Raw genomic sequence first — 23,612 nt, 5'->3', positions numbered from 1 at the left:
CCCGGCTGCGTACCCTTGTCTGCCATGGCCCCCACCGACTCCCCCGCTGCCCGGGCGCGTTCCTCCCGCCCGGTCGGGACGATCACCCGGGGCACCACCAACACCAACCGGCTGCGCCGGATGGACCGCTGGATCGCGCACACCCTGAGCCGTCCGCTGCGCGCCGCCGACGCCCCGCCGGTCGCGGTCGACCTGGGCTACGGCGCGGCGCCGTGGACGGCGGTGGAGCTGTCCGCCCGGCTGCGCGCGGTGCGCGCCGACATTCGGGTGGTCGGCATCGAGATCGACCCGGCCCGGGTGTCCGCCGCGCTGCCGTACGCCGCGCCGCCGCTGCTGGACTTCCGGCGCGGCGGCTTCGAGGTGCCGCTGGGCGGGGCGCGGGCCCAGCTGATCCGGGCGGCGAACGTGCTGCGGCAGTACGACGAGGAGCAGGTCGCCGAGGTGTGGCAGCGGCTGTGCGGGCGGCTGTCCCCGGACGGGCTGCTGGTGGAGGGCACCTGTGACGAGGTCGGCCGCCGGCACGTCTGGGTGGCGCTCGGGCCGGAGGGCCCGCGGACGGTGACCTTCGCGGCCCGGCTCGGCAGCCTCGGGCAGCCGTCCGACCTGGCCGAGCGGCTGCCGAAGGCGCTGATCCACCACAACGTGCCGGGCCGACCGGTGCACGCCTTCCTCACCGACTTCGACCGGGCCTGGGCGGCCGCCGCGCCGCTCCAGGCGTTCGGCGCCCGGCAGCGCTGGGCGGCGGCCTGCGCCGCGCTGGCCCGCGACTGGCCGCTGCGGGACGCCCGGGGGCGCTGGCGGCAGGGCGAGCTGACCGTGGAGTGGAGTGCGCTGGCCCCGCGCTGAGGACGCGCCGTACGCCCCCTGACCCTCCGTCAACAGTGCTGCTCACGCGCATGTTCGTGCACCCGTTCGATAGTTCACTCGAACGAGTTATCGAATTCCTCTGGCGTGTTGACGCCCCGCCGCGCCACCATGGGAACGTTCGCACGAGCGGGCGCACGCCCCAGCTGAGCGTCCGTCAGCCCCGCTGCTCCGCGATCCCGCGCCACGCCCGTTCGAACGCCTCGTACGCCTCCGCACCGAACAGCACGAACCGCACCTCCTCGAGGTCGGGGTCCGCCTCGACCACGGTCGTCAGGGCGATCCGAGCGGCATCGTCCAGCGGCCAGCCGAAGATTCCGGCCGAGATCGCGGGGAACGCCACCGTCCGCGCTCCCAACTCCACCGCCACCCGAAGGGACTCCCGATAGCACGAGGCCAGCAGCTCCGACCGCTGCTGGTAGTCCTCCGCCAGGTGGACCGGCCCCACCGTGTGCACCACCCAGCGGGCCGGCAGCCGGCCGGCCGTGGTCGCCACGGCCCGACCGGTCGGCAGGCCCTTGCCGTAGCGCGACGCCCGCAGGGCGCGGCACTCGGCGAGGATCTCCGGCCCGCCCCGGCGGTGGATCGCCCCGTCCACCCCGCCGCCTCCCAGCAGCGAACTGTTGGCGGCGTTCACCACCACGTCCACCTGTTGCTCCGTGATGTCACCCTGCACCAGCGTGATCTGTGTCACCGCTGCTCCTCCTCGTCCGACGACTGGTCAGCGACCGGTCGACGCCCGGTCGGCGGTGGCGCAAAAGGTACTCAAAGCCGCCACCAAGTGCGTGGCAATAACCACATCGGCGCCGCTCAGTCGAAGAAATCCTCGGAGATCACGTTATGGTCGCGGGAAGCTCCCCGATGCTCGGTGCCAGGCGGGCACCGCGGACGGACACCGGCCGTTGGCCTGTCGGGGAAAGGAAGGACCGACCGATGCCCGCTACGGGAGACGGGCGGGCACCCGACGCGACCGGAAGCGCCGGGGCCGCCGAGCGAAGCAGACGCCAGGACGGCCGCCCGGCCGCGAAGGCCGCCGGCCGGGTCGCCGCCGTCGGCAGCGCGCCGATACCGCATCCGCGCACCACGCCCGCGCCGAGCGTCCCGCCGAGCGCCGCCGAACCGTCCCGTCCGGCCCCCTTCCGGGTGCTGGTGATCGAGGGCGGCGGTCCGGACGACGAGCTGTTCGAGTCGCTCGCCGCGGAGAGCGGCGCCCACGCCGAGCTGCACCGGGTCCGCGACGTCGGGCAGGCGGTCGCGTTGCTGCCCCCGCTGCCCGGCACCGGCCGGCGCGGACCGCAGCACCGGGACTTCCAGTGCGTGCTGCTCGACCTCGGCACTCCCGGTGAACTCCCGCCCGACAGCGACGGGTTGGATGGCCTGCGGGAACTCCACCAGCGCGCCCCGCACACCGCCGTGGTGGTGCTCACGGACGCCGCCGGGGCCGAACTCGGCGCCGCCGCGGTCGCCGCCGGCGCCCAGGACTTCCTGGTCCGCCAGGAGACCGGCGGCCCGTTGCTGGCCCGCGCCCTGCGGTACGCGGTCGAGCGCAAGCGGGCCGACGAGTCGCAGCGCCGCCTGGTCGAGGCCGAGATCCGCGGCCAGGAGAACGCCCGCCTCCAGCGCCACCTGCTGCCCACCCCGCTGCTCGACGGCGCCGGCCTGTCCTTCACCCGCCGCTACCGCCCGGGCCGCCGCCGCGCCCTGCTCGGCGGCGACTTCTACGACGCGGTGCGCACCGACGACGGCCGGGTGCACGTGGTGATCGGCGACGTCTGCGGCCACGGCCCCGACGAGGCCGCGCTCGGCGTCGCGCTGCGGATAGCGTGGCGGACCCTGGTCTTCGCCGGCCTCGACGGCGAGGAACTGCTCACCACCCTGCAGCACGTGCTGGAGCACGAGCGCCGCAGCGACGAGATCTTCGCGACGCTGTGCATGGTGGTGCTGGCCGCCCCCGGCGAGGAGGGCGATCCGGGCGCCGAGTCCGCCGAGCTGTACCTGGCCGGGCACCCAGCGCCGCTGCTGCTCGGACCGGAGGGCCGCCCCGTGCTGCTCCCCACCGAGCAGGCCGGACCGGCACTCGGCCTGCTGCCGTGCGACGCCACGCACTCCGCCTGGCCCGCCCGGAAGCTCCGGCTCGACCCGGGCTGGCGGCTGATGCTGTACACCGACGGCCTGGTCGAGGGCCGGGTCGGCGCGGGTTCGCCCCGGCTCGGCCAGGACGGCCTGATCGACCTGATCGCCGATCACCAGGCCGCGGGCCTGACCCGCGGCCGGCTGGTGGACAGCGCCATCGCCGAGGTCGAGGAGCTGAACGGCGGCGCGCTCGCCGACGACGTCGCGGTGCTGCTGCTGGAGCGCAACCCGGCTCCGGTGATCATGGGCTGACGGGTCGTCGGACACCACGAGGGCGGCCTCCCGGATGCACCGGGAGGCCGCCCTCGTCGTTCGCGCCGATCCGACCGTCCGTCACCAGGGCCCGTACGGGCCGGTGTTGCTACGGCCGCCACGGCCCCGGCCGTCGGTGAGCTGCTTGATCGCGGGGCGGACGTCGACCACGTAGACGATCGCGGCGACCAGGCCGATCAGGGTCAGGAAGCCGGTGACCGGGTTGGCGCCGAACAGCAGGTCCAGGCCCAGCGCGAGACCGAGGACCACCAGCCAGAACGGCTTGGTCTTCTTGTCCGCCGCCCGGTACGCGTCCTCGCGGCGGGTGGCGGCGTCGACGAAGGCGAACGCCTTGAAGCCGATGATCGCCGTGGCCAGCCACCAGAACGGGTTCAGCACGTCGAAGGTCAGAATCTGCACCGCGTTCTCCTCGCTCTCACATCCATCGTGGCACGACCACTGCCCGAATCAACGGGCTTCACGCCTGGTGCGTTCCGCCGGCTCACTCGCCCTTGGCGGTGGTCTTCCGGGCGCGGGTGGTCTTCTTGGCGGCGGGCTTCTCGGCCTGGTCGGCCGACTCCTCGTCCACGACGACCTCGGCGACCACGATCTCGACCTCGTCCTCGGCGACCGGAGCAGCCGGGGCCGCGCCCTGCGGGCGGGCGGCGGCGGCGTCCACCACGGTGCGGCCGCGGACGGCCAGGTCGTCGTAGACCTCCTTGGCCTTCACCGCGAACTCCAGCGCCCGGCCGACCTGCTGCATCGCGAACTCCTGCGCCTTCGCCTGCAGTTCCTTCACGTCGGTGGGCAGCGCGTTGACCGCCTCGGTCACCTTCGCCTGCGCGCCGGCCAGCTTGGTCCCGGCGTCCTGCAGCGCGGCGGCGGCCTTGTCCTGGGTGCCCTTGCGGTCCGCCGCCAGCGCCTCCAGCTGACCGGGGACCTCGCGCAGCTTCTCGTACGCCAGGTCGCCCGCGCCGGCCAGCGCGTACAGCGGGGTCGGGTCGGTGAGGGTCTTCTTCAGCTCGTCGGTGATCGGCATGTCGGGTCCTCCGGTCTTGGTGCCCACGCGCGGTCGGGTCACGCGTGGTCGGTGGTGTCTGCGGCCTTCGCCCCGGCGGCCGGCGGTTCCTGGTTCTCCTTCAGGAAAGCCTCGTACACCGCCAGCAGCGCCTGCTTCTGCCGCTCGTTGATCAGCTGATCGGCGAGGATCGCGGCCCGCAGCCCGGGGCCGGAGTCCTCCCGCTCCTCCAGGATCCCGGCCTGCACGTACAGCGTCTCCGCCGAGATCCGCAACGCCTTGGCGATCTGCTGAAGGATCTCCGCGCTCGGCTTGCGCAGCCCGCGCTCGATCTGGCTCAGGTACGGGTTCGACACCCCGGCCGCGTCGGCCAACTGCCGCAGCGAGTACTGCGCGCTCCGCCGCTGCTCCCGGATGTACTCGCCCAGCGAGCCCACATTCAGTGACGCCATGTCCGCAGTCTGCATCCTCGCGCTTGCAATTGCAAGCAGCCCGCTAACGCCTGCAACCGCGCGGGTCGGGCGACCACCGTTCGCCTCCGACGCGGGCGCTAGGCTGCCCGGCGGCCGCTAGGACGCGTGAAGGGAGATCACGATGCCGGGAGGCAGGCTCACTCTGCAGGAACGTCAGCAGATTGCGCTGGGGCTGGCTGACGGGCACGCGTACGCGGAGATCGCCCGGCGGCTCGAACGACCGACCTCGACGGTGACCCGTGAGGTGATGCGGAACGGCGGTCCGACCTCGTACCGCGCCGACCTGGCCCACCGGGCCACCGAGCGGCGGACGCAGCAGCGGCGGCCGGCCGCGCGGGGTGGGCAGGCGCCCGTGCCGACCGCGCCCGGGCGGGATCCGGAGGCGATCCGGGCGTACGAGGAGAGCTTCACCGACGTGATGATGCAGTCGGGCCTGTCGAAGATCGGGGCTCGGGTGCTGGTCGCGCTCTACACCACCGACGAGGGCAGCCTCACCGCGTCGGAGCTGGTCCAGCGCCTGCAGGTCAGCCCCGCGACGATCTCCAAGTCGGTCGCCTTCCTGGAGGGGCAGGGCCTGATCCGGCGTGAGCGCGACGAGCGGCGTCGGGAGCGCTACATCGCCGACGACGACGTCTGGTACCAGGCCACCCTGGCCAGCGTCCGCGCCAACGCCCAGGTCGTGGACGCCGCCCGCCAGGGCGTCGCGGTCCTCGGCCCCGACACCCCCGCCGGGGCCCGGCTGGAGAACATCGCCCGCTACCTGGGCTTCGTCTCCGAGACCCTCGCCCGCGCCGCCGAACAGGCCCGCGAGGTGCTCTACGCGAAGCCCGCCCCCGCCCCCGACCAGGAGGAGCGCCCGTCATGACCACGGCCGGGGTGGTACCGCAGGTCGAGGCCGTGCTGTGCGACCTGGACGGGGTGCTGCGGATCTGGGAGCCGCTGGAGTCGGTGGATCTGGCGTACGGGCTGGCGCCCGGGACGGTGGCGGGGGCGGCGTTCCGGCCGGAGCGGTTGGGACCGGCGATCACCGGGATGGTGACGGACGAGCAGTGGCGGCAGGCGGTGGCGGGAGATCTGACGGCGGTGTGCGGGTCGGCGGCCGTGGCGCGGGAAGTGGTGGCCGCGTGGGGGCGGCAGGCGTCGGAGGTGGATGAGCAGGTACTGGCGCTGCTGGGTGAGGCGCGACGGCGGGCCACGGTGGTGCTGCTGAGCAACGGGACGACGCGGCTGGAGCGGGATCTGCTCGCGTCGGGGTTGGACCGGGCGGTGGACGCGGTGGTCAACACGGCCCGGGTCGGGGTGGCCAAGCCGGATCCGGCGGTGTACCGGATCGCGGCGGAGCGGGCCGGGGTGGCGGTGGAGCACTGTCTGTTCGTCGACGACGGGGAGAAGAACGTCACGGCCGCGGAGGCGGTCGGGATGTCCGGGCACTGGTACCGCGGGGTGGCCGGGCTGCGGGCGGCGTTCGCGGCGGCGGGGCTGGTCGCCGCCGGGTGAAACTCGGCGGCGCGCGGGTGGTGGGCGTGGCAGCATGCGTGCATGTCGATCGTGGACGGGTATGACGGGACGGCGCTGCACGTCGAGGAACTCGGCTCGGGGCGGCCGCTGTTGGCCTTGCCGGGCGGGCCGGGGATGGATGCGCGGTACCTGGGGGAGCTCGGCGGGCTGACGGCGCGGCGGCGGGTGGTGCGGATGGACCCGCGCGGGTGCGGGCGGTCGGGGACGCCGGTGGAGCGGGCGAGTTGTTCGTTCGGCGCGCAGGTGAAGGACGTCGAGGCGGTGCGGGAGCGGCTCGGGTGGGAGTCCTTCGACCTGCTGGGGCATTCGGCGGGGGCGTTGACGGCGCAGCGGTACGCGGCCGAATTCCCGTCGCGGGTACGGAGGTTGGTGCTGGTGACGCCGGTCGGACGGGCGGCGCGGGAGCCGGACGAGGCGGAGCTGGCGGCGATCCGGGCGTCCCGGGCGGACCAGCCGTGGTACCCGGAGGCAGCCGCGGCGGCGGCCCGCTTGGCGGCGGGCGACGGGGACGCGGCGGAGCTGCTGCGGCGGATGACCCCGCTCTTCTGGGGCCGGTGGGACGAGCGGGCGCGGGCCGCGGCGTTCGATCCGGAGCTGGTGCCGGCCGCGCCGTGGATGCGGGAGGCGTTCTACGCGGGGGCGGGCGCGCCGGTGCCGGTCACGATGCCGGTGCTGGTGCTGGCGGGGCGGCTGGACGGGATGATCGGCACGGCGCCGTCCCTGCTGGTGGCGCACTGCCACCCGCACGCCCGGCTGGAGGTCATGGACGGCGCGGGGCACCGGCCATGGGTGGATCGGCCGGAGGAGTTCACCCAACTGGTGGACGAGTTCCTGACCTGACCTGACCCGACCTCGCCCCACTCTGACGGTCCGTCAGTCGCGTTCGGCGAGGCGGCGGTAGTCGCGGGCCAGCAGCTCGGCGAGGTCGCGGTCGCGGACGGTGAGGCCGACCGGGCCGAGGCCGTCGGGGGCGGGGGCCGGGCGTTCGGCGGGCGCGTCGACCGGGCGGAGGGTGAACTCGCCCTGCCAGAAGTCGTCCAGGCACCGGTCGAGCGGCCGGTCGGCGGGCGGTCGGGTGGCTGGCTGGCGGGCGGCGGGCGGTCGGGTGGCGGGCGGCACGGGCTTCGCAGGCGGCACGGGTTCCACGATCCTCACTCCCCCACCGCGTCGGCGGACAGCGTCAGCAGCTCGCGCAGCTGCTCGGCCGGCAACTCGGTCAGCCACTGCTCGCCGGGCCCGATCACGGCGTCCGCCAACTCCCGCTTGGCGGCGATGAGTTCGGCGATCCGTTCCTCGACGGTGCCGACGCACACCAGTCGACGGACCTGGACCTCGCGGTGCTGGCCGATCCGGTGGGCGCGGTCGGTGGCCTGGTCCTCGACGGCGGGGTTCCACCAGCGGTCGAGGTGGATCACCTGGTTGGCGGCGGTGAGGTTGAGCCCGGTGCCGCCGGCCTTCAGCGAGAGCAGGAACACCCCTGGCCCGTCCGGGGATTGGAAGCGGTCGACGAGCTCCTGGCGGCGCCCGGCGGTCAGGCCGCCGTGCAGGTAGAGCACGGGTCGGCCGAGCCGGCGGCGCAGGTGCGACTGGAGCAGCGCCCCGAACTCGGCGTACTGGGTGAACACCAGCACCCGGTCGCCCTCGGCGAGGGCCTCCCGCAGCAGCGCGACCAGGCGCTCGACCTTGCCCGAGCGTCCGCCCAACGGCGAACCGTCGTGCAGCAGTTGGGCGGGGTGGTTGCAGACCTGCTTGAGCCGGCCGAGGGCGGCCAGCACCGCGCCCTTGCGCTCCACCCCGCGCACGCCGTTCAGCCGCTGCAGCAGGTCCGCGACGACCGCCTGGTAGAGGCCGGCCTGTTCGGCGGTCAGGTTGCAGCGGACGGTGAACTCCTGCTTGGCGGGCAGCTGTTGGCCGATCTCGGGGTCGCTCTTCACTCGGCGGAGCAGGAACGGCCCGGTCAGCCGCTGCAGCCGGGCGGCGACCTCCCGGTTGCCGGACTGCTCGACCGGGACGGCGTACCGCTCCTTGAAGGACTCGGCGCTGCCGAACAGGCCCGGGTTGGCGAAGTCCAGCACCGCGTGCAGCTCGGCGAGGCGGTTCTCCACCGGGGTGCCGGTGAGCGCGATCCGCGGACCGGAGCGCAGCGAGCGGATCGCCCGGGACTGCCGGGCGGCGCGGTTCTTGATGTGCTGGGCCTCGTCGGCGATCACGCGTCGCCAGTGGATCCGACGCAGCGCGGCGGTGTCGCGTTGCAGCACCCCGTAGGTGGTGATCACCAGGTCGGCGGCGGGGTCGGGGTCGGTGCGCTCCGGGCCGTGGTGCAGGTGGACGCGCAACTGCGGGGCGAACCGGGCGGCTTCGCGCTGCCAGTTGCCGACCAGCGAGGTCGGGCAGACCAGCAGGACGGGGCCGGGCCGGGTGCCGCGGGAGTGTTCGAGGGCGAGCAGGGCGAGGGTCTGGACGGTCTTGCCGAGGCCCATGTCGTCGGCCAGCACCGCGCCGAGGCCGAGCCGCCCGAGGGCGTCCAGCCAGGCCAACCCCCGTTCCTGGTACGGGCGGAGGGTGCCGGTGAAGCCGGGCGGCGGCGGGGTGCGGCGGGCGTCGGGGCGGCTGCCGAGGCGTCCGGCCAGCAGGTCGCCGAGCGGGCCGTCGGCGTGCACGACGGTGACCGGGAGGCCGTCCACCACCGCGTCGTCGTCGAGGGCCAGGCGCAGTAGGGCGGCCCCGTCGACCTGCGGGTCGTCGCGGCGGGTGGCGAGGAAGCGCAGGGCGGCGGCGAGTTGGGCGCGGTCCACCTCGATCCACTGGCCGCGCAGCCGGACCAGGCCCTGCTGGGCGGCCGCGAGCTCGTCCAACTCCTGTCGGGTGAGCGGCTGTTCGCCGAGGGCCAGCTGCCAGCGGAAGTCCAGGACGGCGTCGCGGTCCGCCTGCGCGGCGCGTTTGACCGTGCCGGGGGCGGGTCCGGAGTGGGCGGTGAGGGCGAGGCCGAGGCGGGGGCGGCGGTGCCACCAGGCGGGGAGCAGGACGCCGAAGCCGGCCGCGGCGAGCGCGGGGGCGGTGTCGCGGAGGAAGGCGAGGGCTCCTTCGCGGTCGAGGGTCAGGCCGGTGGGCCGGGTGCGGTGCAGGGCGGCGCGCAGGTCCGGGGCGATCCTGGCCGCGCGGTCGAGTTCGGCCAGGTAGGACTCGACGGGGTCGGCGAGGGCCCGGCCGAGCGCGGTGAACGCCGGTCCGTCGGACCACAGTTCGGCGGCGGGGAGGAGCAGTGACGGCTGGTCGGCGGGGCGGAGCAGCACGTCCAGCCGCCAGTTCTCGTCAGGCACGGTGGCGTCGGCGTCGGCGGCCGCCGAGCCGAGCGGTTCGGACAGCCGGAAGGCCAGCCGGACGGCGTCCGGCTGCTCGGGTCCGGCCTTCCAGGCGGCGAGGCGCGACGCCTGGACGGGGTCGGGCGCGGCGGGGAGCCGGCCGTCGGCGCTGTGCAGGGCGGCGAGCCAGTCGGCGGGTGCGGCGGGCGGCTCACCCGACAGGGACTCCTCACCTTCCTTCACAAGGAAGGTTTCTGACGATTCGTCAGTAGCAAGTCCGAGGCGGACCTCGTGGTCGGTGAGCGCGTCCAGGACGGTGGTCAGCAGCGTGCTGCCGGTGGGCTCGACGGCGGCGGGTTCGGCGCGGGCGATCGGGGGGCAGCCGGTGGCGAGGGCTGCGGCCTCGGTGCGGGCGGCGGCGTCCGGCGCGGGGCGCCAGCGGGCGTGCCACCCGTCCGCCTCCTCGACCAGCGCGGGCAGCACCCGGCCGCGGCCGGCCAGCCGCCAGGCGAGGTCGTGGACGGCGGTGAGCCAGCGCAGGGAGGCGCCGTAGGCGAGTTCGACAGTGCGGCCGTGCAGGTCGACGGTGGTGCCGGGCCACTGCGGGTCGAAGAGCTCGCCGAGCAGTTGGGCCGCCTCGGGCAGGTCGAGGAGCAGCGCGGGGATGCGCCACGGCTCCAGTGCCAGGCCCTTCGCGGTGCTGCCCACCGGCAGGTCGGGCGAGGGCGTGGGCCGACCGCCGATCGTCGGCAGGCGCAGCGTGATCCACCGCTCCGCCGCGCGGTCCGCCAGCCAGGCCGGGCCGGGCCCGATCGCCCCCAGCAGCCCGGCGACCTCGCCCGCCGCCACCGCGAACGGATGCCGCGCGCCGTCCCCCACCCGCGCCCCGAACGCCCCCGCGTCCTCCGCCCACAGACCCAGCCGCCCGTCGGCGCGCCACACCGCGTGCAGGACGTACATGGAACGGGGCCTCCGGCGGGCGGGACGGACGGGGACTGGCTGCGGGGCGGGCGGGGATGGAGGGGCTGATTGCCCAGCGTAGATCGCACCGCTGACGACCGGCGTCCGCACGGCGGAGGCGGACACTGCCCGCGCGGCGTGGACCGCCCGTCCGCAGCGCGTCAGGACAGGTGGAAGACCGGCCCGCGCGGGGTGAACGGCAGGGTGGCGCCGCGGGGGATCAGGTAGGCGTGTTCGCGGCGGGATACGCGGAGGTGGTCGCAGTCGGTGTCGGTGATGATCAGGACGGGGGCGGTGGGCGGGAAGTCGGGGGCGCGGGTGAGGAGGTCGATGCCGGGTTGGAGGACGGTGCCGCCGCGGCCGTGGATCCGGGTGCGGGAGGCGAGTTCGGTGACGGGGAGGTAGCCCGCGTCGTGGGGGGCGGCGTCGCAGTAGACGACCCGGGCGGCGGGGACGTCGCGGGCGGCGGCGTAGGAGGCGATCGCGCCGAGGGCCTTGCCGAGCAGGGTGCGGCTCATCGAGCCGGAGGTGTCGAGGACCACGCCGAAGGTGCTGCGCGGGACGGCCTCCGGCGGGAAGTACCGGCCGGCCCGCGGGATGTCGGGCGTCGCGGACTGGCGGCGCGCGGGGCGTGCGTAGGAGCGGACGGGCTCGGGCCGGGGGACGAACTCGTCGAACCAGCGGGCGAGGCGGGCGTCCCAGGGCAGCGGGGGCTGGGAGAGGGCGCGGATCTCCTCGACGAGTCCGGCCGGGAGCAGGCCGCGCTCGCGCCGGTGGAGGTCGAAGCCCTGCTGCAGGCCGCGGCGGTAGAACTCGTCCAGGTCGACGTAGGTCCCGCCGGGGCCGGGCCGGGTCAGCGGTTCGCCGAGGACGTCGCCGAGGCCCTTGCCGCGCAGGGTGGCGAGGCGGCGCAGCCGGCGCTGGTCGCGGACGATGCGGTCGTAGACCTCCTCCGCGGACAGGCCGCGCAGTTCGGGGTCGTGCAGGAGCCCTTCGGGCATCTCGCCGACGCCCATCTCCAGTAGCCAGCCGTTGATGACGTAGTCGGCGGCGACGTTGAAGAGGTACGGGTCGCGGCCGCCGGTGCGGTCGCCGTGGCGCAGGGCGGCGTGCAGCATCTCGTGGGCGAGGATGAACCGCCATTCCTCGTCGGTGTGGTGGCGCAGCGGGTTGAGGTAGATCTCGCCGGCCTCGGCGTTGACGGCGGCGATGGCGATGCCGTGGGCGCGGGCGAGTTCGGCGTCGGCGACCAGGGTGAGTCCGGCGGCGATGCCGCCGAGCAGGGGGTAGCTGGAGACGAACCAGCCGAGGGCGCGTTCCCAGGGGCGCTGCGGGAGGCGGGGGCCGGTGAGTTCCTCGCGGCGGCCGGCGGCCAGGTCCATCGCCGCGGAGACGGTGCGGGTGAGGGCGTGGGCGAAGGCGAGGGTCCAGTCCTCGGGAGCGGCGTTCCACCCGGTCCAGGTGGCGAGGTGCTGGTCGGGGCGGTCGCCGGCGATCCCGCAGGCCTCGTACTCGGCGGGCAGGCCGTCGCGGCGCCAGCGGGCGGCGAGCTGGTCCTCGTCGCCGCCGGGGTAGGCGGCGGGCCGGTCGTCGGGGGCCCGGCCGACGCTGAAGCCGGTCAGGAACCGGTTGACGACCACGCAGCGGGCGGCGAGGTCGTACCGGTCGGGTTGGATCCGCGGGCCGCGGTCGGCGGGGAGGTGGCCGAAGCCTAGGTGGAGCAGGGCGTGGGCGAGGGCCCAGGCCCATTCCTCGGGTTCGGCGCGGCGGCGGCGGTTGTGGTGCAGGGCGCCGTTGGAGCTGATCACCGCCCAGCCGGTGGGCGGGTGGTGCGGGCAGCGGTCCTCGTCGGCGCCGCAGACGGTGAACGGGACGGCGGCGAGCGCCGGGTTGGCCTTGACCTTGGCCATCCCGGCGGAGAACGCGACCTTGGCCGGGTCGGTGTCGGGCTGGTCGGCGGCGGGCCGGCGGGTGCTCACCGGCGGGCCTCGACCAGGCGGGGCATGTCCCGGGCGGCCTCGATCAGGAACCAGCCGGGCAGCACGGGGTTGCCGTCCGGGCCGTCGGCGATCACGGTCTGCGCGACCTCGACGGAGATCTCGGCGAGCTGCACCAGCAGCGACTTGGCGCGGTAGGCGGTCTGACGGACCGTCGGCGAGGCGTGCTCCTTCTTCGCGGGCAGTTCGCGGACCAGCCGGCCGCGGAAGGAGTCGGCGAGGTAGTAGAGCAGGTCGCGGTCCTCGACGCGGCGCGGCCAGGAGGCGTCGCCCTTGAGGATCGCCTCCAGCCCGTACGCGTTGCGGACGATCTTGACGTACCCGCAGAAGGCCACCGCGTGCGCGGGGGTGAGCAGTCCGTGGGCGATCACCTTGAGGGTGGTCTCGTCCAGCGTCGGGCCGAAGGAGTGCAGCGCGTCGGACAGCATGTGCCAGGCGCGCGGGGTGGAGAACGGCTCCTCGGTCTTCGGCGGGGCGGACCACAGGTGGTCGGGCCGGTCGGTGAGGTGGTCGACCACCCAGGAGTGGATGCCGTGCGCGGCGGCCCAGCCGAGCCAGTCGGTGGCGCTGGCCCGCAGGTGGACGTGGACCAGGCGGTTGAGCAGCGCGGACGGCATCGGGCGGGCGAGCGCGCCGTCGGTGGCCCGGTTGCCGGCGCCGATCACGATGCTGCCTGGCGGCAGCTCGTAGTTCCCGATCCGGCGGTCGAGGATCAGCGAGTAGAAGGCCTTCTGCACGTCGGGCGTGGCCGCGTTGAGCTCGTCCAGGAACAGGCAGTACGGCTGGTCGCGGGCGATCGACTCGGGCGGGCAGAACCGGGACCGGCCCTCGGGGGTGATCTGCGGGACGCCGATCAGGTCCTCGGGGGCGAGCTGGGTGCCGAGCAGCGAGACGCACTCCAGGCCGAGCGACTCGGCGAACTGGTTGACCAGCGAGGACTTGCCGATGCCCGGCGCGCCCCACAGGAACACCGGCCGCACGGTGGCGAGGCCTAGCAGCAGCTCGGGCACCTGGGACGGCGACACGGTGACGGCAGACTGCACGGCTCTCCTAGGGAGGGGGCGTGGGGTGCGGGTTCCGGCGGTCAGTGTGAACCGCGGCCGTGGCGTGGCGCACACGGTTTTCCGCCGGGTGTTGTCCACAGGCTGGGGACAACCGCGCGTCTTCCCAGGTCAGACGGGCGCAACTGGGCCACCCGGGGGAAAGTCGACCAACTTTCAACTTTGTGGTTGAAACTTGAACCAGATCGGAGTACGGTGAAGCCATCAACAAGTTGAAGCCTAAACAACATGGCTTCGACCTCACGGAGGAGACAAGTCATGGGCATCTTCAACCGCTCGAAGAACACCACCACCACCGCCGTCGTCGAGGGCCCGGACCTGGCGCACCTGACCGGCGACTACGCGATCGACGCCGCGCACAGCAAGATCGGCTTCGCGGTGCGCCACGCGATGGTCACCAACGTCCGCGGCGAGTTCACCGAGTACGAGGGCAAGCTGCACCTGGACGGCAGCAACCCGGCCGCCTCCACCGCCGAGCTGGTGATCAAGGTCGCCTCGGTCAACACCAACCAGGCCCAGCGCGACGAGCACCTGCGCACCGGTGACTTCTTCGAGGCCGAGACCTACCCGGAGATCACCTTCAAGTCGACCTCCGCCGAGCGGATCGACGGTGACACCTACCGGATGCACGGCGACCTCACCATCAAGGGCACCAGCCGTCCGGTCATCCTCGACCTGGAGTACACCGGCGCGGCCACCGACGTGTACGGCGCCAACCGGGTCGGCTTCGAGGGTGGCACCACCGTCGACCGCACCACCTGGGGCCTGACCTACAACGCCGCGCTGGAGACCGGCGGCGTGCTGATCGGCGAGAAGGTCAAGCTCACCCTGGACATCTCCGCCGTCCGGGCCTCCTGAGCCCGCCTGTACGTTCCACCCCGGTCACGCCCCCGCCACCCCCTCGGCGGGGGCGCCGCCGTTTCCGCGCGCGGCCGCCCGGCGCCGGGTCCGGGGTCAGCCTGGTGCCGGTCCCGGGTCAGCCCGGCAGTAGCGCGGCGTCCTCCGTGGGGAGCCAGCTGCCCGGCGGTCGGCGCAGCCACTGGTGGTCGGCGGCGAGCCGGGCCGCGGCGGTGCGCAGGGCGGTCAGGCCCGGGTGGCGCAGTTCGGGGCGGTGCACCAGGCCGAGCAGGCTGAGCGGGACGGGGTCGACCAGCGGGCGGGCGATGCCGCCGGGGATCCGCGGGCCGTCGACGGTGGTGAGGACCGGGCTGCCGTGCCGGGTCAGGTAGCGGGCGAACTCGGCGGCGCCGACCGGCGGGGTGCGTCCGGCGGTGGGGGTCAGGCCGTGTTCGGCGAGCAGTCGCAGGCCGAGGTCGGTCCATTCGGCGGTGCCGGGCTGGCCGGCCAGCACGTCGACGGGGTGTCCGGCGAGCGCGGCCAGCGGGACGGCGGGCAGCGCGGCCAGCGGATGATCCAGTGGCAGGAAGACCGCCATCCGCTCCAGCCGGACGGGCGTGTGCGCCAGCCGGGACCGGACGGCGGCGGGCAGTCCGGCGTACCGGCCGAACGACGCGTCCAGCCGGTGAGCGGTCAACTCCCGTGCGGCGGCGGTGAGTCCGTTGTGGTACCGGGCGAGCAGGTCGGCGTCGGGACGGAGCGTGCGGGCCGCGGTGAGCACCTGTTCGGCGGTGAGTTCGCCGTCCGGGCCGCCCGCGCTGTTGACGTCCACCAGCAGCGCCCGGGTGTCGCCGAACGCGGTGATCTCGGCCTGAAGCTCGAGGAGTTGACGGGCCTTCGGCAGTAGCTGCTCGCCCGTCTCGGTCAACTCCACGCTGCGGGTGGAGCGGTGGAACAGCGCGCAGCCGAGCTCGCGCTCCAGCGCCTGCACGTCCCGGCTGACGGCCTGCTGGGCCAGGTGCAACTGCTCGGCGGCGCGGCCGAAGTGCAGCGTCTCGGCAACCGCCGTGAAGCTGCGCAGCAGGCGGGGGTGCAGGTCGCGGGGCATGCCGGGAGGGTAGCAACCGGCCGTTCCCGCCCGGCGACTGACAACAGGATCCGGTGAATCCGGCGGAGCAGGTGTTGGACGGCGCCGACCGCGCGGCCCGAGGCTGGTGGACATCCCCCTTCCCACCGACCGGAGTCGTCGCTTGTCCCTGCCCGCAGCCTCCCCGCACTCCCCACTCGCCCGCTACCGACCGGTGTTCGCCGCACCCGGCAGCCTCTCCTTCACCGTGGCCGGGCTGCTCGGTCGGCTCGCCCTGGCGATGAACGGCGTCTCCACCGTGGTGCTGATCGCCGACCGGCGCGGCTCCTACGCGCTGGCCGGGGCGGTCTCGGCGGTCGGGGTGCTGGCGGGCGCCGCGCTGATGCCGCTGCTGGGCCGGCTGGTCGACCGCCTCGGGCAGGCCCGGGTCGCCGTCCCCGCGGTCCTGGCCACCGCGCTGCCGGTCGGCGCGCTGCTGTCCTGCGTCCGCGCCGACGCGCCCGCCTGGACGCTCTTCCTCTGCTGGGCGCTCTCCGGCTCCAGCCCCAACCTGGGCGGCATGGCCCGCGCCCGCTGGGCCCACCTGCACCGCGCGGACGACGCGGTGCTGCACCGCGCCAACGCACTGGAGCAGTCCCTGGACGAACTCTGCTTCATGGCCGGCCCGGTGCTCGGCATGGCCCTGTGCACCACCCTCGCCCCCGAGGCCGGACTGCTCACCGCCTGGGCCCTCGGCACCCTCGGCACCCTGCTGTTCGCCGCCCACCGCGGCACCGAGCCACCGTTGCCCGCGCGCGCCGAACGCCCCTCCCGCGCAACGGCCCTGGTGCGGACGGCCGGTTTCCCCGCGGTGCTGCTGACGTTCCTCGCGGCCGGAGTGCTGTTCGGCTCGCAGGAGGTGACCACGCTCGCCTACACCGACGCACTCGGCCACCAGTCCGCGGGCGGCGTCCTGCTGGCCCTGGTCGCGGCCGGGTCCTGCGTCTCCGGGCTGGCGTTCGGTGCGGTGCGGCCACGCCGCCCGGTAGCGGTACGGCTCGCGCTCGGGGCGGCGGCGATGGCCGTACTGATGCTGCTGCCACTGACCGCCGCACTGTCCGGCGCCGGGGTGGTGCCGCTCGGCGCAGCCCTGCTGGCCGCCGGGTGCGGCACCGCGCCGACCATGGTCAGCGGCATGACACTGGTCCAACGACTGCTCCCCGCCCACCGCTTGAACGAGGGCATGGCACTCGCCGTCTCGGCCATCCTGGTCGGCATCTCCACCGGCGCCACCCTCGCCGGCACCCTCGCCCAACACACCTCCCCCACCACCGCCTACCTCCTCCCCCCAACCGCCGCCACCCTGGCCCTCCTGGCCACCCTCCCGCAAGCACTGCGCCGCCCCTGACGGCTCGTCACCGAGCGGGATGGCGGCCCGCGGAGAAGGCGACGAGCGGAAGTGGCCCGCCACCGGGACGTGCTTCTCCGGGCGTGATCGGCCGGAGCTGCGCGAGCACGGGCGCGGCCGCGCCACCGCGTTGCGTGCGGCCCGGCGCCGGAACCGCTAGTGCCAGCCGTACTCGTACTCCGGCAGTCGGAGTCCGCCGGGGAAGTGTGCGGTGCCGGTGCCGGTGCGGCGGGCGCCGTGGCGTTCGTAGAAGGTGATGGCGCGGTGGTTCGCGGCGAGGACGTCGAGGCGGACCGGGTGGTCGGCGAAGCGGGTCAGGGCGGCGGCGAGGAGGAGGCCGCCGAGGCCGGCGCCGGTGCGGCCGGGCCGGACGTGCAACTGTTCCAGCCGGACCAGGTCGTCCTCGGGGGTCAGGTAGGCGAAGCCGGCCAGGGTGCCGTCCGGGTCCTCGGCGAGCAGCAGGACGGGGGTGCGCTCGGGCGTCCCGTAGTCGACGGACAGTCGCAGTTCCCAGAGCAGTCGCTGCTCCTCCTCCGAGCCGAGCGCGTCGACCGGGACGAGTCCGGCGTACGCGGCGCGGCGACTGGCGGTGAGCAGTGCGGCGACGGCGGGGGCGTCCGCGGCGGAGCCCTCGCGCAGGCGGGGCGGGGCGGGGGCGGCGGTCATGTGACGAGCGTCCCACACGATCGACTTGAACGCGTTCAAACGAGTGCCCTAGAGTCGTGCCCGCAAGGTTTTGAACGCGTTCGAAACCAGCGCGAACAGGCCGTGGAGGGGATCCGTCCGTCGCACCCGAGGCGCCGGACGGGCGGCCGGACGTACGGACGGCGTACCCGGTGTCGGGGGGCACCCGGTACGCCGTCCACCGGAGGGGGTCTGACTTGTCCGGATCCGGGCTAGGCTCGGAGATCGTGGACCAGACTCCGGTGGGGCGGATGAGCAAGCTGCAGAGCGTCGAGGGAACGGCCGGGGGCAACCCGGCCGAGGCCCGGTAGGGTCGGCTGGCGTGGAGAAGTCGAGCGACATGGACGTCCCGGAGACCGGCGCGCCCCCCACCTCCGAGCTGCCCGGCGGTCGGGCCCAGCCCAAGACGGACAAGAGCGAGGCGACCCGGGCGCTGATCCTGGAGACCGCGATGCGGCTGTTCCAGGAGCGCGGGTACGAGAAGACCACGATGCGCGCGATCGCGGCCGAGGCGGGCGTCTCGGTCGGCAACGCCTACTACTACTTCAGCGCGAAAGAGTTCCTCATCCAGGGCTTCTACGACCGGATGACGTACGACCACGCCGCGGACGCCCGGCTCCGGATGGCGGGCACCCGGGACTTCGCCGAGCGCCTGGAGATCGCCCTGGTCTCGTGGCTGGACACCGCCGCGCCGTACCACGAGTTCTCCGCCCAGTTCTTCCGCACCGCGGCCGACCCCAACAGCTCGCTCAGCCCGTTCTCCAACGAGTCCCACCCCGCCCGGGCCACCGCCGTGGCCCTCTTCCGCGAGGTCCTGGAGGGCTCCGAACTCGCCCCCAAGCTCGACGCCGAACTGGTCGAGCTGCTCCCCGACGTGCTCTGGCTGCACCTGATGGTCGTCGTCCTCTACTGGGTCTTCGACCGCACCCCCGACACCGAGCGCACCCGCGAGTTCGTCCGTCGCTCCACCCCCGTGGCCGCCCGCCTCATCAACCTCTCCCGCTACCGGGTCTTCCGCCCGATCGTCCGCGACGCCAAGGGCCTGATCCAGGACTTCATCCTCCCGACCATCGGCAAGACCGCCGTCAAGTAGCCGACCCCCGGGGACAGCGGGCGGGCAGCCGCTGCGGTACGGGGCAGTTGGCGAGCGGACGTACCCGGGGGGCGAGCCCGAGGTACTCGCCCGGCTGCGCGTTGCCGTCGTGGCACCAGCGCAACTCCCAGCCGGGCCAAGCCTCGTGGAGCAAGTCGAAGGTCGCGGAGGAGCTCGTAGCCGGTCGGCCCGACGAGGACGAGGTTTGCGCGGTTGGCCATGCCCGCAGGGTGGCCCGGGCGTGCCGCCGGCCGCCAGTGGATTTGTCGGCGGCCGGGCGGGGGTGACGTGGGGTCAGAAGCTGTCGGGGTTCCAGGGGGCGCGGGAGGTGCGGAGGAGGGTGTCCGCGGTCGTGGCGGCGCCGGGGCGGAGTTCGGTGAGGAGGGCGGCGTCCGCGAGGCGGGTCGCGCTCTCGCCGCCGAGGTAGAGGACGGCGAGCTGGGAGGTGTCGAGGGCCAGGTCGGGGGCGTCCTCGGTGGGGGTGATCCGGCCGGTGCCGTCGGCGGCGGTCTCCAGGGCCCAGCGGCCGGCGGTCCAGCCCTCGCGGTCGGTGACGTCGAGCACCAGACGGCCGGGGGTGGCGTACCGGCGGGCGGCGAACGCGGCCGGCAGGTCGAGCAGTCGCAGCCAGGTGAAGTCCGAGTTCTCCTCGTGCGGCTTCGCGGCCCGCGGCTCGTTCAGCAGCAGCGGCAACGGGTCGCCGGGGCCGAGGCCGTGGGCGACCACCGTCTTCACCCAGTCGACCGAGAAGGCGAAGGACCACAGCGCGTTGGCGGTCTCCCGGTCCAGCGCGAGGAAGTCCCGGACGACCAGCGGACAGTTCGGGTAGGAGCCGTCCCACACGTCCTCGACCGAGTAGTTGATCAGGCCGGTGACCGTGCCGTCGGCGGTGCGGTGGACGGCGGTGAAGCCCTCCTTCCACTCGAAGCCGGGCAGCTCCACCTCGCCGGTGCGCAGCCGCCACCACGCGTCCGGGCGGCCGATCGCGCCGGTCTGGGTCGGCCGCCACCGCTCGTGCAGTTCGGGGCCGAGCTTGCGCAGCTCGTCCAGGGTGACGAAGTCGATCCGGTGGCCCTCGTGCACCGGCAGCCCGGCGCGCACGCCGCGCGCACGCAGCACGTCCACCCGCCAGCCGGCCGCGTGGACGGCCGGGCCGAAGCCGAACCGGCCGTAGATGTTGTACTCGGCGGCGATCAGGATCGCGGCGGCCGAGCCGCGCTCCCGGGCGGCGGTCAGGTCGTGCCGCATCATCGCGCTGAGCAGGCCGCGCCGGCGGTGGGTGGCGCTGACGGTGACCGCGGTGACGGCGTCCACCGGCAGTTGCGCGCCGCCGGGGACGGTCAGCTCGGTGTCGAAGCTGCGGAAGGTCGCCACGCAGCGCGGCCCCTCCGGCGTCTGGTCGGCGTGGTCGAACGCCGCCTGCATCCGCCCCGGCTCGAACAGCGCCTCCCGCCACTCGGACGCCGGAGCGACGTGCGGCCGCATGAATCCCCGGGCGATCGCCCGGTCCCAGACGGCCAGTTCCTCCCGGACGATCGGCCGGATCTCGATGCCCCGATCGGAGCCCTGTCGTGCGTCGTTGCCCATCCGGTCACGGTACGACGCCCTCCTCGCCCGGGCATCCGGTTTTCCGCCCGGCCCGGCCAGCGGCTCCCGCCCGGCCCACTGCTCCGGCGCTGCCCGCGCCTCCGGCCTCGCCCACGCCTCCGGCCTCGCTCGCGGCTCCAGTCCCGCCGATGCCCTCCGCGCCGCGGGGCTGACGGCCCGTCATAACAACAGCCGCCACCGCGGTGAGGCCGAGCAGCCCGAGGGCGGCGGTGAAGGCGAGCCGGGCGGCGGGCAGCGAGGCGGCGGCCGCATCGGGTGCGCGTAGGGCGGTGAGGAAGACGCCGCCGAGCGCGGCGGTGCCGAGGGTGGCGCCGAGTTGCTGGACGGCGTTGAGCAGTCCGCCGGCCGAACCGGTCTCGTGCGGGCGGACCCGGGAGAGCGCGGTGGTGAAGAACGGCACGGTGAACAGCCCGTTGCCGAGACCGGCCAGGGCCAGCGCGGGCAGCAGCGGCCACGGGTAGCCGTGCGGCCCGGCCGCGCCGTAGGCGGCGACGGCGGCCAGCAGGCCGAGCGCCATCAGCCCCAGCCCGGCGAACATCACCGTGCCGCCGTACCGCGGTACCAGGCGGGCCCCGGCCGCGAGCGAGCCCGCCGCCATCGCCGCGGACCACGGCAGCAGCATCATTCCCGCTGCCAACACGCCGGCCCCCGCGCCGAGTTGGACCTGCAGCACGATCACCAGCAGCAGGCCGTTCATGGCCGCGAAGAACAGCGTCGAGGTGGCCAGTGCCGCCGGGAACGCCCGGTCGCGGAACAGGCTCGGCTCGACCAGGGTGGCCCGACCGGCCCGGGCGCGGCTCCGCTGGTGCGCCGCGAACAGCACCACCAGGCCGACACCACAGGCGAGTTCGGCCCCGCGGATGGCCGGACGGCCTGCCGTGACCAGCAGCGGATGGGCGAGCAGGCCGGTCGCCGCGGCCAGCAGGACGGTACCGGGCAGGTCGAGCCGGGTCCGCGCGGTGGCCGTGTGCGGGGGCAGCAAGGTCGCGCCCACCAGCGCGGCGGCGGCCGGCAGCAGGTTGACCAGGAACACCGAACGCCAGGAGAGGCCGAACAGGTCGGCGCGGGTCAGCACCGCGCCGAGCACCGGTCCGAGGATCGCCGCCAGTCCCATCACCGGGCCCACGGTGCCCATCGCCCGGGCCAGTTCGGGGCCGTCGAACATGGTCCGGATCAGGCCGATGGTCTGCGGGATCACCAGCGCGGCGGCCGCGCCCTGCACCGCCCGCATCCCGATCAGCGCCCCCGGGTCCGGGGCCAGCGCGCAGGCCAGCGAGGCCGCCGCGAAGCCGGCCACCCCGAGCGCGAACACCCGCCGCCGCCCGAACAGATCGCCCAGCCGACCGCCGGTGACCAGCAGTACCGCGAACGGCAGCGTGTACGCCGCGTTGAACCACGGGATCAGCCCGGCCGCCCCGCCCAGTTCGGTGTGGATCACCGGCCCCGCGACCGTCACGATCGTCGCGTCCAGCAGGTTCATCGCCTCCGCGACCAGCAGTGCCACCAGCGCCCACCAGCGCCTCCGGTCCGCCCCACTCATGTGCTGCCTCCCTGGTTGTGTCCTCGGTGCGGCCAGCGTGCGGCGGCTGCGGGATGCTGTTCCATTCAGGGCGGATCAGTGGAGGAAATCTTCCATCGAAAGCGGCTCTGGCGAGAGAATCAACGTCCGCGCGGGAAGGAGTACGGGCATGCTCGACGAACTGGAGCAGCAACTGGTGCAGGCGCTGCAGGTGGACGGGCGGGCGCCGTTCAGCCGGATCGGCGAGGTGCTGGGGGTCTCCACCCAGACCGTGGCGCGGCGCCACCAGCGGCTGCGGGAGACCGCCGGGCTGCGGGTGGTCGGACTGCCGGACCACGCCCGGGTGGGCTGGGCGCAGTGGGTGGTGCGGATCGCCGCGACACCCGGAGCGGCGGAGGAACTGGCCGCGGCGCTGGCCCGCCGCCCGGAGACCTCCTGGGTGAAGCTGACCTCGGCCGGCACCCAGATCTTCGCCCTGGTACAGGCCCGGCAGGACGAGCACCCGCCGGTGCTGCAGCGCCTCCCCCGCACCCGCGGCATCACCGCCGTCTCCGCGCACTGCCTGCTGCACACCTACCTCGGCGGCCCGTCCGCCTGGCACGGCCGCACCGGAGCCCTGACCCCACGCCAACTGGAGCTACTCCAGCCGGAGTTCACCGAACGGTCGGCGCCCGCGCCGCTCACCGACACCGACCACGCGCTGCTCGACGCGCTGCGCCACGACGGCCGCGCCCCGTACGCCGACCTCGCCCGCGCGGCCGCCTGCTCGCAGGCCACCGCCGCCCGCCGGGTGGCCGAACTCCGCGCCCGCGGCGCGCTGTTCTTCGACGTCGAGATCGATCCGGCGGCGTACGGCATCACCACCCGCGCCCTGCTCTGGATGGCCGTCCCACCCGCCCACCTGGACCGGATCGCCACCGCACTCGCCACCCACCGCGAGCTCGCCGTGGTCGCCGCCACCACCGGCCCCACCAACCTGCTGGCCCAGGCCCTCTGCCCCGGCCCCGCCGCCCTCCACCACTACCTCACCCGCCGCCTCGGCGCCCACCCCGAAATCCTCTCCCTGGACGCCGAACCGATCGTCCGCACCGTCAAGTCCGCGGGTCACCTCGCACTCCGCTGACACCGGAAGGCATCAACATGCTTGGCCGCCACCCGCGTCGTGCCGATCCATAGACGTGAGACCGACTCACGGAAGGCTGGCGCCATGCGGAAACTGATCTACGGCATGAACCTCACCCTGGACGGCTACATCGCCGCGCCCGGCGACGACATCGGGTGGAGCGTGCCGAGCGGTGAGCTGTTCCAGTTCTGGTCGGACCAGTTGCAGGCGACCGAGCTGTCGCTGTACGGGCGCAAGTTGTGGCAGACGATGAGCTCCTACTGGCCGACCGGCGACCAGCGGCCGGACGCCACCCCGGCGGAGATCGAGTTCGCGCGTCGGTGGCGGGACATGTCGAAGGTGGTGTTCTCCTCGACGATCGACGAGGTCGACTGGAACACCCGGCTGGTCACCGGCGATGCGGTCGCCGAGATCGGCCGGCTCAAGGCCGAGGACGGCGGCGCGATGGACATCGGCGGCGCGACGCTCGCCGGGGCGGCCATGCGGGCCGGGCTGATCGACGAGTACGTGCTGGCCACCGCGCCGGTCCTGGTGGGCGGCGGCACGCCGTTCTTCACCGCGCTCGACAACTGGGTGAGCCTCGACCTGGTGGAGACCCGGACGCTTCCCGGCGGTGTGATCCTGACCAGGTACGAGACGAGGCGCTGAACGTCCGTCCCGGGCGGCCCTTTCGAGGCCATGCGGCGGCGGAGCAGC

Annotated in this window: 22 protein-coding genes; 10 read left to right on the top strand and 12 right to left on the bottom strand. The window is 74.4% G+C overall.

Features of this window, described 5'->3' with window-relative positions; translation table 11 throughout:
• Positions 1–24 precede the first annotated feature (24 nt).
• A complete protein-coding gene (locus tag ACWD4U_RS27310; RefSeq protein ID WP_363452201.1) occupies positions 25–846 on the top strand; it encodes a methyltransferase domain-containing protein in 822 nt (273 codons plus the stop codon).
• A 175-nt stretch (positions 847–1,021) separates the two neighbouring features.
• On the opposite strand, the gene ACWD4U_RS27305 is transcribed toward ACWD4U_RS27310, so the two are convergent.
• Positions 1,022–1,558, bottom strand: coding sequence for an O-acetyl-ADP-ribose deacetylase (locus ACWD4U_RS27305; RefSeq protein ID WP_363452199.1), 537 nt, complete (start codon positions 1,556–1,558; stop codon positions 1,022–1,024).
• 239 nt (positions 1,559–1,797) lie between these two features.
• Between ACWD4U_RS27305 and ACWD4U_RS27300 the strand changes: the two genes are divergently transcribed.
• Positions 1,798–3,249: a PP2C family protein-serine/threonine phosphatase gene (locus ACWD4U_RS27300; protein ID WP_363452197.1), complete on the top strand. Its 1,452-nt coding sequence runs from the start codon at positions 1,798–1,800 to the stop codon at positions 3,247–3,249.
• A gap of 81 nt (positions 3,250–3,330) precedes the next feature.
• Here ACWD4U_RS27300 and ACWD4U_RS27295 read toward each other — a convergent pair whose 3' ends face one another.
• The 3 genes from ACWD4U_RS27295 to ACWD4U_RS27285 form a co-directional block, all read right to left on the bottom strand.
• The gene (locus ACWD4U_RS27295) at positions 3,331–3,663 is read right to left on the bottom strand and encodes a DUF2516 family protein (protein ID WP_363452436.1); all 333 of its coding nucleotides are present in this window, start codon (positions 3,661–3,663) and stop codon (positions 3,331–3,333) included.
• 88 nt (positions 3,664–3,751) lie between these two features.
• Entirely contained in the window at positions 3,752–4,288 is a 537-nt protein-coding gene (locus tag ACWD4U_RS27290; RefSeq protein ID WP_363452195.1) for a hypothetical protein, read from the bottom strand.
• Positions 4,289–4,326: 38 nt separating this feature from the next.
• Complete coding sequence (locus tag ACWD4U_RS27285) at positions 4,327–4,719, bottom strand: helix-turn-helix domain-containing protein (RefSeq protein ID WP_363452193.1); 393 nt, start codon at positions 4,717–4,719, stop codon at positions 4,327–4,329.
• Positions 4,720–4,861: 142 nt separating this feature from the next.
• Here ACWD4U_RS27285 and ACWD4U_RS27280 point away from each other — a divergent pair, with 142 nt between their 5' ends.
• Genes ACWD4U_RS27280 through ACWD4U_RS27270 form a run of 3 tightly spaced genes read left to right on the top strand, consistent with a single transcriptional unit; the run spans position 4,862 to position 7,098 of the window.
• Positions 4,862–5,605: a GbsR/MarR family transcriptional regulator gene (locus ACWD4U_RS27280; protein WP_363452191.1), complete on the top strand. Its 744-nt coding sequence runs from the start codon at positions 4,862–4,864 to the stop codon at positions 5,603–5,605.
• A complete protein-coding gene (locus ACWD4U_RS27275; RefSeq protein WP_363452189.1) occupies positions 5,602–6,237 on the top strand; it encodes an HAD family hydrolase in 636 nt (211 codons plus the stop codon). The genes ACWD4U_RS27280 and ACWD4U_RS27275 overlap by 4 nt, the downstream gene beginning before the upstream one ends.
• 42 nt (positions 6,238–6,279) lie before the next feature.
• Entirely contained in the window at positions 6,280–7,098 is an 819-nt protein-coding gene (locus ACWD4U_RS27270) for an alpha/beta fold hydrolase (RefSeq protein ID WP_363452187.1), read from the top strand.
• Positions 7,099–7,131: 33 nt separating this feature from the next.
• On the opposite strand, the gene ACWD4U_RS27265 is transcribed toward ACWD4U_RS27270, so the two are convergent.
• From ACWD4U_RS27265 to ACWD4U_RS27250, 4 genes are all read right to left on the bottom strand, one after another.
• Positions 7,132–7,395: a hypothetical protein gene (locus ACWD4U_RS27265; RefSeq protein WP_363452185.1), complete on the bottom strand. Its 264-nt coding sequence runs from the start codon at positions 7,393–7,395 to the stop codon at positions 7,132–7,134.
• Positions 7,396–7,409: 14 nt separating this feature from the next.
• The gene (locus ACWD4U_RS27260; RefSeq protein WP_363452183.1) at positions 7,410–10,520 is read right to left on the bottom strand and encodes a DEAD/DEAH box helicase; all 3,111 of its coding nucleotides are present in this window, start codon (positions 10,518–10,520) and stop codon (positions 7,410–7,412) included.
• Between the two features lie 161 nt (positions 10,521–10,681).
• Entirely contained in the window at positions 10,682–12,430 is a 1,749-nt protein-coding gene (locus ACWD4U_RS27255; RefSeq protein ID WP_363452434.1) for a vWA domain-containing protein, read from the bottom strand.
• A gap of 65 nt (positions 12,431–12,495) precedes the next feature.
• Positions 12,496–13,560 (bottom strand): AAA family ATPase, encoded by a 1,065-nt coding sequence (locus tag ACWD4U_RS27250; protein WP_363452181.1) that lies wholly within the window; start codon positions 13,558–13,560, stop codon positions 12,496–12,498.
• A gap of 276 nt (positions 13,561–13,836) precedes the next feature.
• On the opposite strand from ACWD4U_RS27250, the gene ACWD4U_RS27245 reads away from it, so the two are divergent.
• Positions 13,837–14,436 carry a YceI family protein gene (locus tag ACWD4U_RS27245; protein ID WP_363452179.1) on the top strand — a complete coding sequence of 200 codons (600 nt, stop codon included), beginning with the start codon at positions 13,837–13,839 and terminating at the stop codon, positions 14,434–14,436.
• A 118-nt stretch (positions 14,437–14,554) separates the two neighbouring features.
• Here the strand turns inward: ACWD4U_RS27245 and ACWD4U_RS27240 are convergent, their stop codons facing one another.
• The gene (locus ACWD4U_RS27240) at positions 14,555–15,523 is read right to left on the bottom strand and encodes a LysR family transcriptional regulator (RefSeq protein ID WP_363452177.1); all 969 of its coding nucleotides are present in this window, start codon (positions 15,521–15,523) and stop codon (positions 14,555–14,557) included.
• A 142-nt stretch (positions 15,524–15,665) separates the two neighbouring features.
• On the opposite strand from ACWD4U_RS27240, the gene ACWD4U_RS27235 reads away from it, so the two are divergent.
• The gene (locus ACWD4U_RS27235; protein ID WP_363452175.1) at positions 15,666–16,889 is read left to right on the top strand and encodes an MFS transporter; all 1,224 of its coding nucleotides are present in this window, start codon (positions 15,666–15,668) and stop codon (positions 16,887–16,889) included.
• Between the two features lie 156 nt (positions 16,890–17,045).
• On the opposite strand, the gene ACWD4U_RS27230 is transcribed toward ACWD4U_RS27235, so the two are convergent.
• Entirely contained in the window at positions 17,046–17,555 is a 510-nt protein-coding gene (locus tag ACWD4U_RS27230) for a GNAT family N-acetyltransferase (RefSeq protein WP_363452173.1), read from the bottom strand.
• Positions 17,556–17,895: 340 nt separating this feature from the next.
• On the opposite strand from ACWD4U_RS27230, the gene ACWD4U_RS27225 reads away from it, so the two are divergent.
• A complete protein-coding gene (locus ACWD4U_RS27225) occupies positions 17,896–18,666 on the top strand; it encodes a TetR/AcrR family transcriptional regulator (RefSeq protein ID WP_363452171.1) in 771 nt (256 codons plus the stop codon).
• Positions 18,667–18,960: 294 nt separating this feature from the next.
• Here ACWD4U_RS27225 and ACWD4U_RS27220 read toward each other — a convergent pair whose 3' ends face one another.
• The gene (locus ACWD4U_RS27220; protein WP_363452169.1) at positions 18,961–20,253 is read right to left on the bottom strand and encodes a GNAT family N-acetyltransferase; all 1,293 of its coding nucleotides are present in this window, start codon (positions 20,251–20,253) and stop codon (positions 18,961–18,963) included.
• Positions 20,254–20,257: 4 nt separating this feature from the next.
• Positions 20,258–21,814: an MFS transporter gene (locus ACWD4U_RS27215; protein ID WP_363452167.1), complete on the bottom strand. Its 1,557-nt coding sequence runs from the start codon at positions 21,812–21,814 to the stop codon at positions 20,258–20,260.
• A gap of 148 nt (positions 21,815–21,962) precedes the next feature.
• Here ACWD4U_RS27215 and ACWD4U_RS27210 point away from each other — a divergent pair, with 148 nt between their 5' ends.
• Together ACWD4U_RS27210 and ACWD4U_RS27205 are read left to right on the top strand one after the other, a co-directional pair.
• On the top strand, positions 21,963–22,916 hold the full coding sequence (locus ACWD4U_RS27210; RefSeq protein WP_363452165.1) for an Lrp/AsnC family transcriptional regulator: 954 nt from the start codon (positions 21,963–21,965) through the stop codon (positions 22,914–22,916).
• An 84-nt stretch (positions 22,917–23,000) separates the two neighbouring features.
• The gene (locus tag ACWD4U_RS27205) at positions 23,001–23,564 is read left to right on the top strand and encodes a dihydrofolate reductase family protein (RefSeq protein ID WP_363452163.1); all 564 of its coding nucleotides are present in this window, start codon (positions 23,001–23,003) and stop codon (positions 23,562–23,564) included.
• Positions 23,565–23,612 lie beyond the last annotated feature (48 nt).

The organism is Kitasatospora sp. NPDC002522, from assembly GCF_053595195.1.
Note: the sequence above shows the minus strand (reverse complement) of the source record. Positions and strands in the feature narration are given on the sequence as shown.

Excerpts from the sequence above, each read along its gene's own strand:
- ACWD4U_RS27215 (WP_363452167.1), bottom strand. The coding sequence starts at position 21,814 with ATGAGTGGGGCGGACCGGAGGCGCTGGTGGGCGCTGGTGGCACTGCTG.
- ACWD4U_RS27205 (WP_363452163.1), top strand. The coding sequence starts at position 23,001 with ATGCGGAAACTGATCTACGGCATGAACCTCACCCTGGACGGCTACATC.
- ACWD4U_RS27270 (WP_363452187.1), top strand. The coding sequence starts at position 6,280 with ATGTCGATCGTGGACGGGTATGACGGGACGGCGCTGCACGTCGAGGAA.
- ACWD4U_RS27290 (WP_363452195.1), bottom strand. The coding sequence starts at position 4,288 with ATGCCGATCACCGACGAGCTGAAGAAGACCCTCACCGACCCGACCCCG.
- ACWD4U_RS27280 (WP_363452191.1), top strand. The coding sequence starts at position 4,862 with ATGCCGGGAGGCAGGCTCACTCTGCAGGAACGTCAGCAGATTGCGCTG.
- ACWD4U_RS27310 (WP_363452201.1), top strand. The coding sequence starts at position 25 with ATGGCCCCCACCGACTCCCCCGCTGCCCGGGCGCGTTCCTCCCGCCCG.
- ACWD4U_RS27230 (WP_363452173.1), bottom strand. The coding sequence starts at position 17,555 with ATGACCGCCGCCCCCGCCCCGCCCCGCCTGCGCGAGGGCTCCGCCGCG.
- ACWD4U_RS27220 (WP_363452169.1), bottom strand. The coding sequence starts at position 20,253 with ATGGGCAACGACGCACGACAGGGCTCCGATCGGGGCATCGAGATCCGG.
- ACWD4U_RS27275 (WP_363452189.1), top strand. The coding sequence starts at position 5,602 with ATGACCACGGCCGGGGTGGTACCGCAGGTCGAGGCCGTGCTGTGCGAC.
- ACWD4U_RS27260 (WP_363452183.1), bottom strand. The coding sequence starts at position 10,520 with ATGTACGTCCTGCACGCGGTGTGGCGCGCCGACGGGCGGCTGGGTCTG.
- ACWD4U_RS27210 (WP_363452165.1), top strand. The coding sequence starts at position 21,963 with ATGCTCGACGAACTGGAGCAGCAACTGGTGCAGGCGCTGCAGGTGGAC.
- ACWD4U_RS27255 (WP_363452434.1), bottom strand. The coding sequence starts at position 12,430 with ATGGCCAAGGTCAAGGCCAACCCGGCGCTCGCCGCCGTCCCGTTCACC.
- ACWD4U_RS27245 (WP_363452179.1), top strand. The coding sequence starts at position 13,837 with ATGGGCATCTTCAACCGCTCGAAGAACACCACCACCACCGCCGTCGTC.
- ACWD4U_RS27285 (WP_363452193.1), bottom strand. The coding sequence starts at position 4,719 with ATGGCGTCACTGAATGTGGGCTCGCTGGGCGAGTACATCCGGGAGCAG.
- ACWD4U_RS27300 (WP_363452197.1), top strand. The coding sequence starts at position 1,798 with ATGCCCGCTACGGGAGACGGGCGGGCACCCGACGCGACCGGAAGCGCC.
- ACWD4U_RS27240 (WP_363452177.1), bottom strand. The coding sequence starts at position 15,523 with ATGCCCCGCGACCTGCACCCCCGCCTGCTGCGCAGCTTCACGGCGGTT.